Here is a 14,553-nt window from a genome sequence, read left to right as displayed (position 1 = left end):
GGGCGTTCAGGCGAGTGCGTCGAGGTCGAGCCGGTACCACGTATCGCCGACGACGGCATGCAGGTCCGGACCGCGGCCGACGAGGTGCGTTTCATCGGGTGGTTCGGAGCCGTCGGGCATCGTCAGGCGGTACTGGGCGGTGACCTCGAATTCGGACGGGCCGAGCTGTCCGGCGCTGATCCGCCACTGCGAACCTGCATATCCGCCGACCAGGGCCGCCGTGTGGTCGGTTGCGACGAGAAGGTTTGTCGCACCGGGGGTCGTGTTGTCCCATGAGTCGATCCTGCCGTCGTCGACGCGCACGATCGGGAAGCCGGTGTAGTAGCAGGTCCAGACCGTCTCGCCGGTGACGTTGAGTGCGTAGCAGTCGCTGATCGGTTGGTCCAGCAGCGGATAGCGCCACTCGGGGCGGAGATCGGTGTCGAACGCGACGAGTCCCGGCGCGCCGATCGGGCCGGGTGCGCCCTCGCTGCCCCAGCCGTAGTTGCCGTAGACGCCCTCGTCGAAGTAACCGACCCATATCCGGCCGCCGGGGGTCGTCGCAACGTGGTTGATGCCGTCGCCGAGTGTCCCGGTGCGCACCACCGCGCCGTCGGAGTCGTATACGACTGCGTTGTGCTCGGCACCGGCGTCTGTGCGCCACCGGCACCGAGCGCCGACCAGCAGCGAACCACCATCGGGCAGCGGCTGCACCATCGGATGAGCGATTCCCGGATCGGTCAGCGTGGCCACGGTCGCCGAATGCGCTGTCTGCGTGGTCAGGTGAATCGGTGCGGTGCCGGCTGTCCGCGAGTCGGGGAAGGTCGCGCCGCCCGCGCCGACGGTCCGCGCGCCCATCGCCTCGCTGCCTGCCGGCGTGGACCACAACACGAGCAGTTCGCCCGTCGGTCCGATATCCACCGACACCGGCACCGCCGTCGCAGTGGGCGGCACCGATCGGCTGTGCTCCCGCAACGCCATCGGTGGGAGCCGCTGAACCTCCGCACGGCTCGCGGCAACCCGTCGCTCGTAGTCTTTCCGGCTCACGCTCCGTACCCTAGCCCTCCGAAATCCTCGGCAATATCGAATATTCGGGCCGGCCGGCCCGGTGCCGCAGCAGCTGACTGTGCCGCTCTGTTCCTACCCGAGATGCCGACCGCCGCCCGGACTCCGAGGAATCCGGGCGGCGGTGTACCGGCGGCAGCAGTCGGGCTGCTGAGGGACAGCTGCCGCGGCCGGGGTCAACTCGCGTGCCTGGCGGCGTACCGGTCGGCGTACTCCTTGCGAGTGGTGGTGGACAGGTCGACACAGATACCGGACCCGCGCCGGTCGGCTGAGCTGGGCTGTGGTGCCGGTGCGCCGCACGCTGTCGGCGCACCGTCGTGCCGAAGGCCGATATCGGTCCCCCGACGGCCGGGTCTGTCCCCGACGATGGGTACGGTGCCGACTGGAAGCGCATCCGTTCGACACGGATACTCGGCCCGGCGCGCCGGCCGTCGGGGCCGCCGCCGGAAGGAGGATGCGTGGGTTCCGCACACACCACCCGCGAGGTGGTGGACCTGATGATAGAGCTGGGCCTGGTCGACGCGTCGACGCCGGGAGCGGTGTTCGAACACGGCGAACTCGACGAACCGCTGAGCTATTTCGGCCATACCGATCGAAGTGCGTTGCGTGGCCTGCTCACCGAACTCGGCATCCGATACACATTCGACTACAAGACCTTTCGCGGAATCGGCGACGCCGACGACGAGCGGCGGCTCGACTGGTACCGCGATGAACTGGAATCCGTGGCAGGCTGCGCCCGCGGCGCGGTGACGATCCGGGATGTGCGGCTGGTCGAAGGCGCTGATGACCACTGGGAACTCCAGTTCGAATGGAACGGTGTGACCGAAGCGTGGCCGGTGTATCCGGGCGACGAGGAGGAGAGCTTGGAGGCCGCGCTCACCTTCGCCACCTATGTGCCGGGGATGGCGGTGGACTCGGTCGGTGTGTTCTGTCTGGTGGATCCGATGGATCCGGACTTCAGCGGTGAAGCGGTCTTCGGCGTCCCCGAAGCGCTCAATCGCCTCGGTGGCCGCTTCGGTCTGACTTTCGCGGGCCCGTGGCCGCAGAGCCCGGAGGTCCGTTCGCAGACCCCGGAGGTCACGAGTGGACCCGGGTCGGTGTCCGTCGGTCGCTGACTCTTCTGCCGGCGACCCACGACGGCCGGTCCCGGCCCGAACCGGACGAGACCGGCTCGGGCCGCTGGATCGGATACGGGTCGCCGCTGGATCAGATACGGGTCATTGCCGAGGCGTATCCACCGCCGCCGGGGTAGACCCATTCGCCGGTGACGGTATTGCCGTCGGCATCGAAGGTGCCCTGGTAGTAGGCGGGGCTGCCCTTCGCGCCGGCCCAGATGGTGAGCGTGTCGCCGGTCAGTTCGTAGACATAGTCGAAGGTGTTGCCCACCGAGTCGTAGTACCGCGATGCCACATCGGGGCCGGTCGGTTCGCCGAACGGGCGCAGGTTGCCGATTACCTCCATACCGGTGACGGGTTCGCCGAACTGGGTGAGGTCGATGTGTTGGAGCAGGAAGAACCCGCCGGTCATCCATTCGTAGCGCACGGTTCCTTCCGCACCGCCGCTGACCTTCCAGGTGCCGACCAGGCGGTCCAGAGCTTTCAGTTCGGGGGTGGGCTGCTGTTGAGTCTCGGTCATCTTGATCCTCCTGTTGTGAGTTGTCGCTGATACCTCGGAGCCGTCATCCGGGCTTCGACACCGATCGACTGTGACCTGACTCACTTCTCTGAGTGTCGAGATGTGTCCGCCGGCTTCGAGGTAGCAGCGAGAACCCATCACCGAGGAAGGAAGCCCCGATGACCTTCGCAGCTACCACCCCGACCACCGTCCGTGCTCCGAGCCGGGTAACCGAGGGCTTACTGCTCGCGGGTGCCGCCGCCGGGCCGCTGTTCTTCGCTTCGGCGATCACCCAGATGCTCACCCGCGACGGCTTCGACATCACCCGGCACCCGATCAGCCAGCTCGCCACCGGTGACCTCGGCTGGATCCAGATCCTCACTTTCATCACCGCGGGGGTGGGTGCGCTGGCCCTCGCCGCAGGCCTCGGCCGCACGCTCAGGGAGGGGACCGGACGGCGGGCGCTGCCGATCCTGGTCGGAATCTTCGGAATCGGGTTCGTCGCGGCAGGCATATTCACCATGGATCCGGAGAACGGTTTCCCGGCCGGCACCCCCGACGAGCCGGTCGCGCAGATGTCCTGGCACAGCATCACGCACACGGCCGTCGCAGCGGTGGCTTTCACGGCGCTCGCGATCGCGGCACTTGTGCTGTGCGTGCGATGCGCCCGCCGCCGCGCGGTTGTTCCCGCTGTCGCCAGCGCGGTTGCCGGACTCGTTCTGCTGGTGCCCGTGTCGCCCGAACATATGAGCATTCAGATCGCGATCAACGGCCTCATCGCCTTCACCTGGATCACAGTGCTCGCGGTCTCCCAGCGTCCCGCCTGAGCCGACGACGCCCGCACACCGGTTACCGTGGCGACAAGAACCCACCACATCGGAGGACATCGTGAAATACCTGCTGCTCGGCTACACCCCGGCCACCGCATGGGATGCCGCGACCGCCGAGACCCCCTCGGCGGAGGCGCTGGCGGCGTTCGCTACCTACCAGCAGCTGGAACAAGAACTGACCGCCGCCGGCGAGCTCGTTTCCAGCGAGGGGCTCGGTCACCCGGCCGTCAGCTCCACCGTCCGCAAAAACGCTGACGGTGTGGTGGCCACCGATGGGCCGTTCGCCGAACTGAAAGAAGTCCTGGCCAGCTTCGCCGTGATCGACGTCGCCGGCCATGAACGGGCCGTGGAGATCGCCACCCGCATAGTCGAAGCGCTCGGCGAACCGATCGAGATCCGCCCGATCATGGGTGAAGACTTCACCGCATGACCCGCGAGATCGAGGACCTGCTGCGCACCGAAGCGCCGCAGGTCCTCGGTGCGCTGGTCCGCCGCTTCGGACGTTTCGATATCGCCGAGGACGCCGTACAGGAAGCCTTGCTCACCGCCGCACGCACGTGGCCGGTCGAAGGGATCCCGGACAACCCGCGCAGCCTGCTGATCCGGATCGGATACCGGCGGATGATCGATCTGCTGCGCTCCGAGCAGGCTCGCCGCAGACGCGAACTGGAAGCCGGCACCGCCGAATCGGCCATGACCGAACCCGGCCGAGCGGCGCACGCCACAGACACCGACGACAGCCTCGCCCTGCTGATGTTGTGCTGCCACTCCGCCCTCGGCCACATCTCCCAGGTGGCACTCACGCTACGCGCGGTCGGCGGTCTGACCACCGCCGAGATCGCCCATGCCTACGGCACCACCGAAACCACCATGGGCACCCGGATCAGCCGCGCCAAACAACAACTCGCCAAGGTCGGTGCCCGCTTCACCCTGCCCACCGGCACCGACCGCGACAGCCGGATAACCGCGGTCCTACGCGTGCTCTACCTCATTTTCAACGAGGGTTACACCACCACCGCCGGTCCCGGACTCACCCGGGTCGACCTCACCGACGAAGCCATCCGGCTGACCAGATTGCTGCACACCGCCCTCCCCGACGACGCGGAAGCGACCGGTCTGCTCGCGCTCATGCTGCTCACCGAATCCCGCCGCACAGCGCGCACGGACGCAGGCGAACTCATACCCCTCGCCGATCAGGACCCCGGCCGGTGGAACCGCGAAATGATCGAGGAGGGAACAGCGCTCATCGACAGTGTCTGGAACCGCGCCCCGGCCGGCCCCTACCGACTGCAGGCAGCGATCGCCGCGGTACACGCCGCCGCCGAGCCGGGCCGCACCGACTGGCCCCAGATCGCGATGCTCTATCTCTGGCTCGAACGCCTCACTCCCACCCCGCCCGTACAACTCGCCCGGGTGGTGGCTGTCGCCCACGCTCACGGCCCCACCCGGGGTCTGGCCCTGCTCGACGACCTCAACCGACACCATCACCTCGACCGCAACCCGCTCACCCGGCAACGCGAACACGCCGTCCGCGCCCACCTCCTGGAGCAACTCGGCGACCGGACCACCGCGGCCGAACTCTTCCGCCGAGCCGCCGACCTGACCGGCAACCGCGTCGAACAGCGATACCTGCGCGGCAAAGCCGATCAGCTCGACTGACCGCGACCGCCACCTACGGGACGAACTTCTCTGCCAGGATCGGCACATGTCGCCCTGGAAATTCCTGTCGTGTCCGATCCTGGCGGGACTACTGCTGGCATCCATGAGCTGCGGTGCCTCGGCCGAACCTCCGACCTCCCCGGTGACCGCGGAACTCGGAACACCGTTCACGCTGTCCGCCGGTGTCGTGGCGAGTCTCGACGACGACCGGATGATCGCCTCGTTCGCCGGGATACCGGCCGACAGCCGATGTCCGGCCGCCACCGCGTGCGTATGGGAAGGGGATGCGACGGTGGTGATCGAGGTGAGCGTCGGCGGACAGCGGTCCCGTCCGGAACTGCATACCAGCCGGCGATTCGGCACCGGTGCGAACGTGAACGACTACCGGATCGAGCTGGTGGCACTCCGTCCTGCGCGGCCGCCGAGCGGGACGATTCCGGTGGGCGACTACCGAGTGGATCTACTGATCACCAAGGCGTGATCCGGCGCGACGGTGATCCGGCGGTCCGGTTTCCGGTGGCGGCCGCGCGGACGTGACTCGACAGGCGGCCGGGCCCCCGGTCATGCGGCGGGCAGGGCCCGGCGCAGTTCGGTGACCGCTATGCGCGCCGCCTCGGCGATCGCCGCATCCACCGCGGGCAGGGCAGGATCGGCGCGGGCGGCGCGGGTGAAAACGGCTACCGCGACCGGATGTTCACCCGGGAACTCCACCACGGCGACCTCGTTGCGGATGATGCCGATGGTTCCTGTCTTACCGGCCACGGCGACACCGCGATGAGGGAATCCGGCGGCGATCCGATGCGGCCAGACCTGGCGGCGCATCACCGAACAGGCGAAATCCGTCTGCTCCCGGGACAGCACCTGTCCGCGCCACAGCGCGGACAACAGCCGGGTCATCTCCTCCGGGGTCGTCGCGCTCGTGTACGCGGGGTCGTAGGCGGAAACGGTCCAGGCTTCGTCGTTGTCGGCGAGTGCGGCGAACGCTGCCGCCGTGTCGTGGGTGTCGGTGTCCCGCACCAGACTGCGCTGGATATCGGCAGTGCCGCCGACCAGGCGTGTGCGGTCCAGGTCCAGCGATTCCAGCAGTTCGTGCACGGCGGTCAGCCCGACTTCGCCGAGCAGCAGATCCGCCGCCGCGTTATCGGAGACCGTCATCATGGAGGTCGCCAGATCACGCCGGCTCATGGTGATCGGGTCGTGCAGAGCCGATACTCCGGTGGGGCCCGGCGTACATTCCGACGGAGTGAGGGTGAGCCGGGACAGCGGGTCGAGGCGCCCGGCATCCACGGCGCGGCAGTAGGCGAGGAGCAGCGGCAGTTTGTACACCGAGGCGGTGACCACTCGTTCGGTTCCGCCGGCCGAGACCTCCGCGCCGCTCCCATCGCACCGGCGGGCGTGCAATCGTCCGGTACAACCCGCGTCGGCGAAAACTGCCCTGATGCGATCGGCCGTGGTCACCGGAGGCGTTCCCGGTAGAGAACGCGGTCCAGCGCGTCGGCCTGCTCCTCGGCGCCGGCCCGGTGGATCACCCGGCACCGCAGCGCCACCGCCTGCGGGGCCATCCGTAACCAGGCGACACCCGGAATATCGGACGGCGCGGTGGTGGTGAGCCCGAAGCTGGTCCCGGCGGCGACCGCCGCGAGTACGGCGCGGTCGTCGTGCACGGTGACCGCCTGAACGTCGAGACCGCGTTCGCGCAGTAGGTCCCGGACCGTATCGGAGGCGGGGGGGTTGGCGGCACGCGGATAGGCGGCGTAGGTGAGGTCGGCCAGCATCGGGAATGCCGGGCGCTCGGTGGCGGCGCTGCGGTGGCCGGCCGGTACGACGATCCAGCGCGGGAGTTTCACGACGGATCTGGCCTCCACGCCATCGACCAGCGCCGGATGCTCGATCACCGCCAGATCGCACAGGCCGGACCGGACGGCCGTCACCAGGTCCACCGTCGTACCCATATCGGTGGACACCGCTTCGCCGGAGGTGTTCCCGGTGCGCAGCCCGGTCACACAGGCGGTGACGATCCGATCGGGCAGGGCGGAGGTGGCGCCCCAGTGCACTGTGCCGCGGGTGCGGGCGATCCGCTGCGCCTCGGCGAGCAGACGTTGCGCGTCGTCGACCAGGAGCCGGGCCCGGGGCAGCAGTTGCCGGCCCGCCGCGGTGAGCACCGCCCCCTGCCGGGTGCGATGGACCAGCTCGACGCCCAGTCGGCTCTCCAACCGCCGCAACCCCTGGGACAGCGGGGGTTGTGTCATATCCAGTACCGTGGCGGCCCGTCCGAAATGACCTTCATCGGCGATGGCGACAAAATAGCCGAGGTGGCGGATCAGGTCCATAGCGATATTGAACCAGTGCCGTCGGACCCCGCCGCCGAACTGCGGTTTCACCGACCATTTCAACCAATGAAACCCAATTTAACCTGGTGTTATATCAAATTCGACTGGTGTACGGGAGTGTCGGATATTGGCGGCCGTCGATCGGGCGGTGTCTGCTGCGAGGGTGAAACCGAACCGATCCGCTCATCGCATCCCGTCGAGTCGGCGATCACTGGCACTCGTCTTGACGGCGGTCGCCCTTTCCGCGACAGCGTGCGGAGACCGCGATACCGGTACGCCGGCCGACTCGCCGTCGGTCAGTACCCAGGAGACCACCGACCTGAGCAACACGCTCATGACTCTGCAGGCCAGGTACAACGTGCTGTTCGGGATCGCGGCCGTCGACCCCCGGGGTGGGCGGACCTTCGAGTGGAACGGCGACGATCGCTTCGCGATGTCGGCCACGTTCGAGGTGTACGCGGTGGCGGCGATCCTTCGGCTCGCCGAACGCCGGGAACTGGATCTCAACGACAAGGTGCTGATCACTCGGCAGGACCTCGTGATCAGCTCACCGGTCACCAGCTACCACGCCGGCGAACTCATGAGTTACTACGACCTGTGCCGGGCGGCGCTGGTACGTAACGACAACACGGCGGCGAATCTGCTGCTGCGCCGGCTCGGGGGCCCGGGAGCAGTAACCGAGTTCGCGCGGTCGATCGGCGATCCGCAGACCCGGCTGGACCGTTGGGAACCGGAACTCAACGAGGCGCTGACCGGCGACCCACGGGATACCAGTACCCCGTCCGCGCTCGCCGCCGGCTATCGGAAGCTCGTCCTCGGCGACGGGCTGAGTACCGAGTACCGGCGGATGCTCACGAGCTGGATGCGGTCGAGTGTGACCTCGCGCGAACGGCTGCGCAAGGGTCTGCCGGTGGGATGGGTGGCGGCGGACAAATCCGGTAGCGGCGCGTACGGCACCGCCAACGACGCCGGGGTGGTGTGGAGCCCCACCGGGACATCGCTGGTGCTCGTGATCTTCAGCCGCTCGACCACCGGCTACCCGATGGCCGCCGGTGCCGACGCCGCGGTCGCCGACGCGACGGCCGCGGTACTGGGCACAATGTCGCAGTGAGCAGCGAATAGACGCAGACCGGACGGCCCACCCGGCACGGCGTTATTCGGGCTGGACGAGCAGACCCACGGATGCCGCGAATGCCGGTGCGAGATCGAGCAATTGGCCCGGAGTCACGATCGCGCCGCGTAGAGCGTCGACTCCCTCGTCGACCCGGAGTGCCGCCGCCCCACGGAAATCCACCTTCGTCAGCCGCGCATCCCGGACCACGAGTGCCGATATCTCCGAACCGGGGAAATCGACCTCGTTCAGTTTCGCACCCCCGAAATCGACGTGCCGGAGCACGCAGTCGACGAACCGGACCTTCGTCAGGTTCGCGCCCCGGAAGTTGACCGAATCGAGTTTGCAGTTGTGGAACTCCACTCGGCGCAACTCGGCGCCGCTCGCTTCGACCCCGGACCATGCGCCCTCGACCACCTCGGTGTCCATCCAGACCGCGTCCGCCAGATCGGTTCCGGTGATACGGACCCCGTGCAACCAGACCTCGCTGAATCGCGCGCCACGTGCCGAACCCCCGTCCAGATGTGCGGACCGGAAGGCGCACTGGTCGAATACGGTGTGGCGAGCGTCGGGATCGGACAGGACCGTGTTGTCGAACAGCAGGCAGTCGTACTCACCTTCGATATCTATCTCGCCCGCCGGCTCCAGCAGATTCGCGAACGGCAGATCGGTCAGTTCCCGCGGCATGGCACCCTCACGAGATCGCAATCGATAACTCGGTGACTTTCCGCCCGAGACGCTACACCCGGCGGTTCGGACGCCACGGTCTGCGCCACCCGATGCTGAGTGACCCGACCCCGCCGCGGGGCCGTCACGAGAACCGCTCGCGGTCGCGAAGATGCACCATGATCGCGAGTTCATCAGCGAACCTGTTGGTTCTCAAAAGATTGCAATAGTTGTAAAGATAGGAGCTACCGCCGTCATCGGTAGGTCTGGCTCAGGTGCTGCTCCAGGTACTGCTCGCCCGGCCCCTCACGCCGTGCCGGGCGAGCATGTCCGGGTGCCGATCAGGAGGTGACGCCGCTGATCTCGTTCGGAGTCTCGTCCAGGGTCACCGACGCGGTCACCGCACCGGAGGCCAGATCGATACGGTGGATCTGCTTGGTCGACGTATCGCTGACATAGGCGATTCCGCCGCGGACGAACAGCGCCGGACGGGGCTGCTGCCATTCGATCGGTTCCTGCCACGGATCGAGGACATCGATCGTCCGCGTGATCTTGCCTGTCACCGGGTCGATGACGCGCAGGGCGCCGTCGGTGCCGAGGACGAGGGCCTCACCCTGCGGGCCGCGGGCCAATGAACGGAAGGTGTAGCTGGTGCCGATATCGACCAGGCGCAGCGTGCCGGATTCGGTGTCGATCAGCGAGATCTGTTCGGGACGTTCCAGTTCCGCCTCCTCGTCCTTCTTGTAGTCACCGAGTACGACCGGCGAGACGTCACTGCCGGCCTGATTGCCGATCCGGCCGTACGGGGTGGGACTGGCGACTTTGGTGAGTTTGCCGTCGCGGTAGACCAGCGCCCCGTTCTGGCAGCCCACGACCAGCGTGTCCCCGGCCGCGGTGGCCTCACCGTGCACCCCGGGGCACTGCTCGCTACGGGTGACTTCTTTCCGATCGGCGTCGAGAATCGCCAGCCCGACCCGCTCCTCCGCGGTGCCGAGTGTGACGGCCAGTTCGCCGCTCGCCAATTCCACCGCCACTCCGTGATGCGGTGCCGCAGCGCGGTACTCGGACGTCGGCGGGGCGCCTTCGGCGAGATCGGCGGGATCGAACGAGGTCACCGTACCGGCCCCGTCGGAGAACAGGACCGTACGTCCGGCATGCCGCACGACATGCCCCGGTTTGGGTGCCGGGAACTCGATATCGGTGAACTGCCCGCCGACGGCGTCCAATACCCGGAACCTGTCCGAGGTCGACACGATGATGTGCTGATCGTCGCCGGCCGGGTTGACCCGGTTGAATCCCGCGAGTTCGATCCCGCCGCCGAGGACCAGGGTGTTGCCGTCCAAGAGGTGGATACCGCCGTCGTAGGTCACGGCCAGTGGTTCGGCGATCGCCGCCTTGTCCTCGGTGTCGTTTCCGCAGCCGCTCAGCGCGACTACCGCGGTGAGCAGCCCCGACAGGGCCACGGCCCGTTTCGGGCCGGTCCGAATACGCATAACATTCCCTCATTCTGTTGTGCTGGCTGCGGCAGCGAGATATCGCAGCTGTCCCGGGTTACGCGGCGGCCAGACCCTCGACCATCGCGGTGGTGTTGGCGCGCATCATTTCCAGGTAGGTGGCCGCGCCCGCGCCGGGCGCGGTCAGTGCCTCCGAATGCAGGCCGACGATGCGCACCTGGACGCCCGCCTGTTCGGTGAGGGCCCGGGTCAGCCGGTCCGGACGGTCGGAGTCGACGAAGATCGCCGGCACCCCGGTCGTACGGACGGCGGCGGCCAGGTCGGCGAGATCGGCGGCGCTGGGCGAAGCCAGCGTCGTGCCGCCGGGAATGACGGCGCCCACCACCTCGAAGTCGAAACGGGCAGCGAGATAACCGAAGACGTGATGATTGGTGACCAGTTTGCGGCGCTCGGGTGCGATAGCGGCGAATTCGTCGGACATCCACTGTTGCAGCCGATCGAGTTCGGTGAGGTAGCGGTCGGCGTTGGCGCGTACGGTATCGGGGTCGATCCCGGGCACCGTGCCGATCACCCGGTCGCGGATCACCTCCACCGCGCGGTGCACCCGCTGCGGGTCGGTCCAGAAATGCGGATCGGGTTGTCCGGCGGCGTCGCCGGCCCGATAGGGGAGTGGATCGATATCGGCACCCACCGGCAGTGTCGCGACCCCGCTGTCCGCGGCGGTCTGCACATGGCGTGCCAGGCCTTCCTCGAGACCGAGGCCGTTCTCGACGATGAGGTCGGCATCACCGAGTACGGCGGCCTCCTGCGCCGAGAGCGCGAAGGAGTGCGGGTCGGAATTCGGCGGCATCAGCACTGTCACCGGCGCTGCGTCGCCGACCACCGCCCGAGTGATATCGCCGAGAATGTCGGTCGTGACCACGATTCCGCCGCCGCCGGAGTCGGTGACCCCGCAACCGGCGAGGGGCGCGATCGCGACGAGCAGTGCCGCGCAGATTCGGCGTGCGGTGTTCATCGTCCGGTCTCCACCATCAGGTCGGGGGTGATCTCGAGGTCGAAGGTGCGGGCGATGCGCAACCCGTCGGCGTAGTCGATTTCGTGGACACGTCGGCCGGCCGGGTCGTTGACATAGGCACGCTCGGCATCCACCAGGAGTACGGGCGGCCTCGCGGGATCGACCGGCCCGGACAGCACCGGGCGCTGCGCGGTCTCGGCGCCGGTCTCCGGGTCGTAGGAGTGCAGGACACCGGCGGGATCCAAGGTGAGCACATCGGTCCCGGCGCCCGCGGTGGTCGCCGCGGTGACCGGCCCGGTTTCGATCGAACGCCAGCTCCGGTGCCCGAGATCGAGGACCAGGACCCGTGAATCCCGGACCGCCACCAGGACATCGCTGCCGCGCCGGTGGAAGAACCGGGCTGTGCTGCCGGTCGTCCCGGCCGGGTAGGGCATCTTCTCGGCGCTGAAACGGTGATCGCGCTCCCGCACCACCAGTGCGCCGTCCGCGCAGGAGAACACGGCACCGCGGCGGGTCAGCGTCTGCCCGCCCGGGCGCGCGCACGGTGGTTCGAGGGTCTGGATCAGTGCGTTCTCCCGGTCCCGGACCTGGATCGACCCGGTGCCGGCATCGGCTACGAGCAGATGTCCGCCGTAGGGGAGCGCGGCTCCGCCGAGGACCGGACCCGGTGTGAGGGTGCCCTCGTCGAGCGCCGCCCGGTCGGTGAGGGCGGTGGAACCGTCGCCGAGAACCGGTGCGGCGAGCACGGTATCGCTGTGCGCGGTTCGAACGGACCCCGGTAGTGTGCCGAGGCGGCGTGGCTGGGCCCGGTAGTAGTGCACGTGGTCGCCGTGGTCGACGACCCAGCTGCCGCTGTCGATGATCGTGGTCGATTCGGTGGCCGCGAGATACGCGTACCGGCCGTCGTCCGCGATATGAGCGACGCCCGGGACCGGGTCCTGCGTGAGGACCTCCTCGGTCACCAGGTCCAGGATGCGCACGCCGCCCGAGGACCGCTCGGCGATCACCAGTTGTGCTCGGGCGCCGGCGCTCTCCTCGGCACCCTCGATATATCCGTGGGGCACCGATTCCGTTGTCGTCTCGCTCATGGCGCTGCCGCACGCGGCGACCGGCACGAGCAGCAACGCTGTGGTGACCACCCCGGCCGTCCGTCCGGCCCGGTACTTCCCGGTACGCGGGCGCGGGGAATCCGGACCGGTGCCGGGTCCACCGCGTGACCTACCGCGTAGCGCCGCGCGCAGGCGAGCGCCGGTCGCGACGGTGAAGAAGATGGCCACCGCTGTCGCGGCGATGGTTGCCCCTGCCGCGGTGCGGGCGTGCCAGGAGATGAGCAGGCCCGCGACGGTGGCCAGACCACCGAAACCCGCTGCCAGCAGCATGATCCGTGGAATCCGGTGCGTGCAGTAGGTAGCGGCCGCGGGCGGCGCGACCAGTAATCCGAACACCAGCAGGGTCCCCACGACATGGAACGACGCGGCGATGGCGAGCGTCAAGAGGGCGAGCAGCGCGATCTGCGCTCGGCGCGGCCGCAATCCGAGCGTCTGCGCGGTGCGCGGATCGAAGGCGAGGGCGAGGAAGGCCCGGTGACCCAGCACTGTGATCACCAGGGCGATACCGACTGCGCTCAGCAGGAAGAGGAGATCGCCCGGTCGCGTCGCGAGCACATCACCGAAGAGGAATCCGGTGAGGTCTACCGCGAAAGACTGTGAGCGCGAGATCAGGATGACCCCGATCGCGAGCATGCCCACGAACAGCAGTCCGATGCCGGTATCGGTGGACAGTCGCCGGTTCCGGCTCAGGACCGAGACCCCGGCCGCCATGGCGGAGGCGCTCACCACCGCGCCCAGCAGGAGGTTGCCGCCGAGTAGGGCCGCGACCGCGATCCCCGGCAGCATGCCGTGCGCCATGGCTTCACCGAGAAAGGCCATACCGCGCACCACGACCCAGGTTCCGGCGAGCGCACACAGGCAGGAGACCAGCAGCCCGCCCCATAGGGCTCGTTGTACGAAGGTGACTTCGAACGGGGCGATCAGCCAATCCATGAACAAAGACTCTAAACTGATAACGATTGTCATTACAAGTTATCGGTTGGAGTCACAGTATGCACACCGCGGGAATCGAGATCACCGGCCTATCTGCCGGTTACCGGGGGAATCGGGTATTGCACGAGGTCACCGCGGCGATACCGGGCGGGCAGGTCACCGCACTGATGGGCCCCAACGGCTCCGGGAAATCGACGCTGCTCGCCGTGCTCGGCGGTGTCGTCACGCCCCTGGCCGGATCGGTCACCGGACTCGGCGAGTCCCGGCCGGCGCTGGTCGTCCAGCAGCAGGCGATACCCGCGACATTGCCGATCACCGTCGGTGAAACGGTCGTCATGGGCCGCTGGGCGCACCGTGGCCTGTGGCGCCGCATCACCCGGGCCGATCGGGCGATCGTCGCGGACTGCCTGGCGCGCATGGATATCACCGACCTCACCGATCGCCGCCTCGACACCCTTTCCGGCGGGCAACGCCAGCGTGTGCTGCTCGCCCGCGCACTTGCCCAGCAGTCCGGTCTACTCCTGCTGGACGAACCCGGTACGGGATTGGACGCGACCGCGCGGACGGCCATCAGCTCGGCGATTCGGGATGTCGCCGCCGCCGGGGTCACCGTCGTGCACGCCACCCACGACCCGGTCGAGGCGCGGGACGCCGACCACTGTCTGCTGTTGCGCGGCGGCCGGGTCGTCGAGCAGGGCGAGCCGGAAGCTGTCCTGGCCGCGGCTGCCTGAGGCTCGTCGGGCCCGCGCCGACACCGCCGGCCTTCCCGGCCCCGCCGCGACCTGCCC

At 68.4% G+C, this 14,553-nt stretch carries 15 protein-coding genes; 7 read left to right on the top strand and 8 right to left on the bottom strand.

The genetic code is table 11. From position 1 onward, the window contains the following. Positions 1–6: 6 nt before the first annotated feature. Positions 7–1,026, bottom strand: coding sequence for a hypothetical protein (locus OG405_RS16095; RefSeq protein WP_327147316.1), 1,020 nt, complete (start codon positions 1,024–1,026; stop codon positions 7–9). Between the two features lie 476 nt (positions 1,027–1,502). On the opposite strand from OG405_RS16095, the gene OG405_RS16090 reads away from it, so the two are divergent. Beyond that, complete coding sequence (locus OG405_RS16090; protein ID WP_327147315.1) at positions 1,503–2,159, top strand: hypothetical protein; 657 nt, start codon at positions 1,503–1,505, stop codon at positions 2,157–2,159. Between the two features lie 91 nt (positions 2,160–2,250). Here OG405_RS16090 and OG405_RS16085 read toward each other — a convergent pair whose 3' ends face one another. After that, a complete protein-coding gene (locus tag OG405_RS16085; RefSeq protein ID WP_327147314.1) occupies positions 2,251–2,679 on the bottom strand; it encodes a hypothetical protein in 429 nt (142 codons plus the stop codon). Positions 2,680–2,837: 158 nt separating this feature from the next. On the opposite strand from OG405_RS16085, the gene OG405_RS16080 reads away from it, so the two are divergent. The 4 genes from OG405_RS16080 to OG405_RS16065 all read left to right on the top strand — a co-directional run bounded on the left by OG405_RS16080 (position 2,838) and on the right by OG405_RS16065 (position 5,628). Next, entirely contained in the window at positions 2,838–3,485 is a 648-nt protein-coding gene (locus OG405_RS16080; protein ID WP_327147313.1) for a DUF998 domain-containing protein, read from the top strand. A gap of 61 nt (positions 3,486–3,546) precedes the next feature. Next, a complete protein-coding gene (locus tag OG405_RS16075; RefSeq protein WP_327147312.1) occupies positions 3,547–3,918 on the top strand; it encodes a YciI family protein in 372 nt (123 codons plus the stop codon). Next, the gene (locus OG405_RS16070) at positions 3,915–5,147 is read left to right on the top strand and encodes an RNA polymerase sigma factor (RefSeq protein ID WP_327147311.1); all 1,233 of its coding nucleotides are present in this window, start codon (positions 3,915–3,917) and stop codon (positions 5,145–5,147) included. Before OG405_RS16075 ends, OG405_RS16070 begins: the two co-directional genes overlap by 4 nt. Before the next feature lie 46 nt (positions 5,148–5,193). Then, positions 5,194–5,628 (top strand): hypothetical protein, encoded by a 435-nt coding sequence (locus tag OG405_RS16065; RefSeq protein WP_327147310.1) that lies wholly within the window; start codon positions 5,194–5,196, stop codon positions 5,626–5,628. Positions 5,629–5,708: 80 nt separating this feature from the next. Here OG405_RS16065 and OG405_RS16060 read toward each other — a convergent pair whose 3' ends face one another. Then, positions 5,709–6,605, bottom strand: coding sequence for a serine hydrolase (locus tag OG405_RS16060; RefSeq protein ID WP_327147309.1), 897 nt, complete (start codon positions 6,603–6,605; stop codon positions 5,709–5,711). Beyond that, positions 6,602–7,477, bottom strand: coding sequence for a LysR family transcriptional regulator (locus OG405_RS16055; protein WP_327152353.1), 876 nt, complete (start codon positions 7,475–7,477; stop codon positions 6,602–6,604). Before OG405_RS16055 ends, OG405_RS16060 begins: the two co-directional genes overlap by 4 nt. 163 nt (positions 7,478–7,640) lie before the next feature. Here OG405_RS16055 and bla point away from each other — a divergent pair, with 163 nt between their 5' ends. Continuing rightward, entirely contained in the window at positions 7,641–8,588 is a 948-nt protein-coding gene (gene bla / locus OG405_RS16050) for a class A beta-lactamase (RefSeq protein ID WP_327147308.1), read from the top strand. Between the two features lie 42 nt (positions 8,589–8,630). Here the strand turns inward: bla and OG405_RS16045 are convergent, their stop codons facing one another. The 4 genes from OG405_RS16045 to aztB form a co-directional block, all read right to left on the bottom strand. Further along, entirely contained in the window at positions 8,631–9,275 is a 645-nt protein-coding gene (locus OG405_RS16045) for a pentapeptide repeat-containing protein (RefSeq protein WP_327147307.1), read from the bottom strand. Between the two features lie 320 nt (positions 9,276–9,595). After that, entirely contained in the window at positions 9,596–10,747 is a 1,152-nt protein-coding gene (gene aztD / locus OG405_RS16040) for a zinc metallochaperone AztD (protein ID WP_327147306.1), read from the bottom strand. Between the two features lie 58 nt (positions 10,748–10,805). Continuing rightward, a complete protein-coding gene (gene aztC, locus OG405_RS16035; RefSeq protein ID WP_327147305.1) occupies positions 10,806–11,723 on the bottom strand; it encodes a zinc ABC transporter substrate-binding protein AztC in 918 nt (305 codons plus the stop codon). Next, complete coding sequence (aztB, locus tag OG405_RS16030; RefSeq protein ID WP_327147304.1) at positions 11,720–13,765, bottom strand: zinc ABC transporter permease AztB; 2,046 nt, start codon at positions 13,763–13,765, stop codon at positions 11,720–11,722. Before aztB ends, aztC begins: the two co-directional genes overlap by 4 nt. A gap of 59 nt (positions 13,766–13,824) precedes the next feature. On the opposite strand from aztB, the gene aztA reads away from it, so the two are divergent. Then, positions 13,825–14,496 carry a zinc ABC transporter ATP-binding protein AztA gene (gene aztA, locus OG405_RS16025; RefSeq protein WP_327147303.1) on the top strand — a complete coding sequence of 224 codons (672 nt, stop codon included), beginning with the start codon at positions 13,825–13,827 and terminating at the stop codon, positions 14,494–14,496. Positions 14,497–14,553: the final 57 nt, after the last annotated feature.

It is taken from the genome of Nocardia sp. NBC_01329, from assembly GCF_035956715.1.
Lineage (GTDB): Bacteria > Actinomycetota > Actinomycetes > Mycobacteriales > Mycobacteriaceae > Nocardia.
This window is presented reverse-complemented; position numbering and strand designations above follow the sequence as displayed.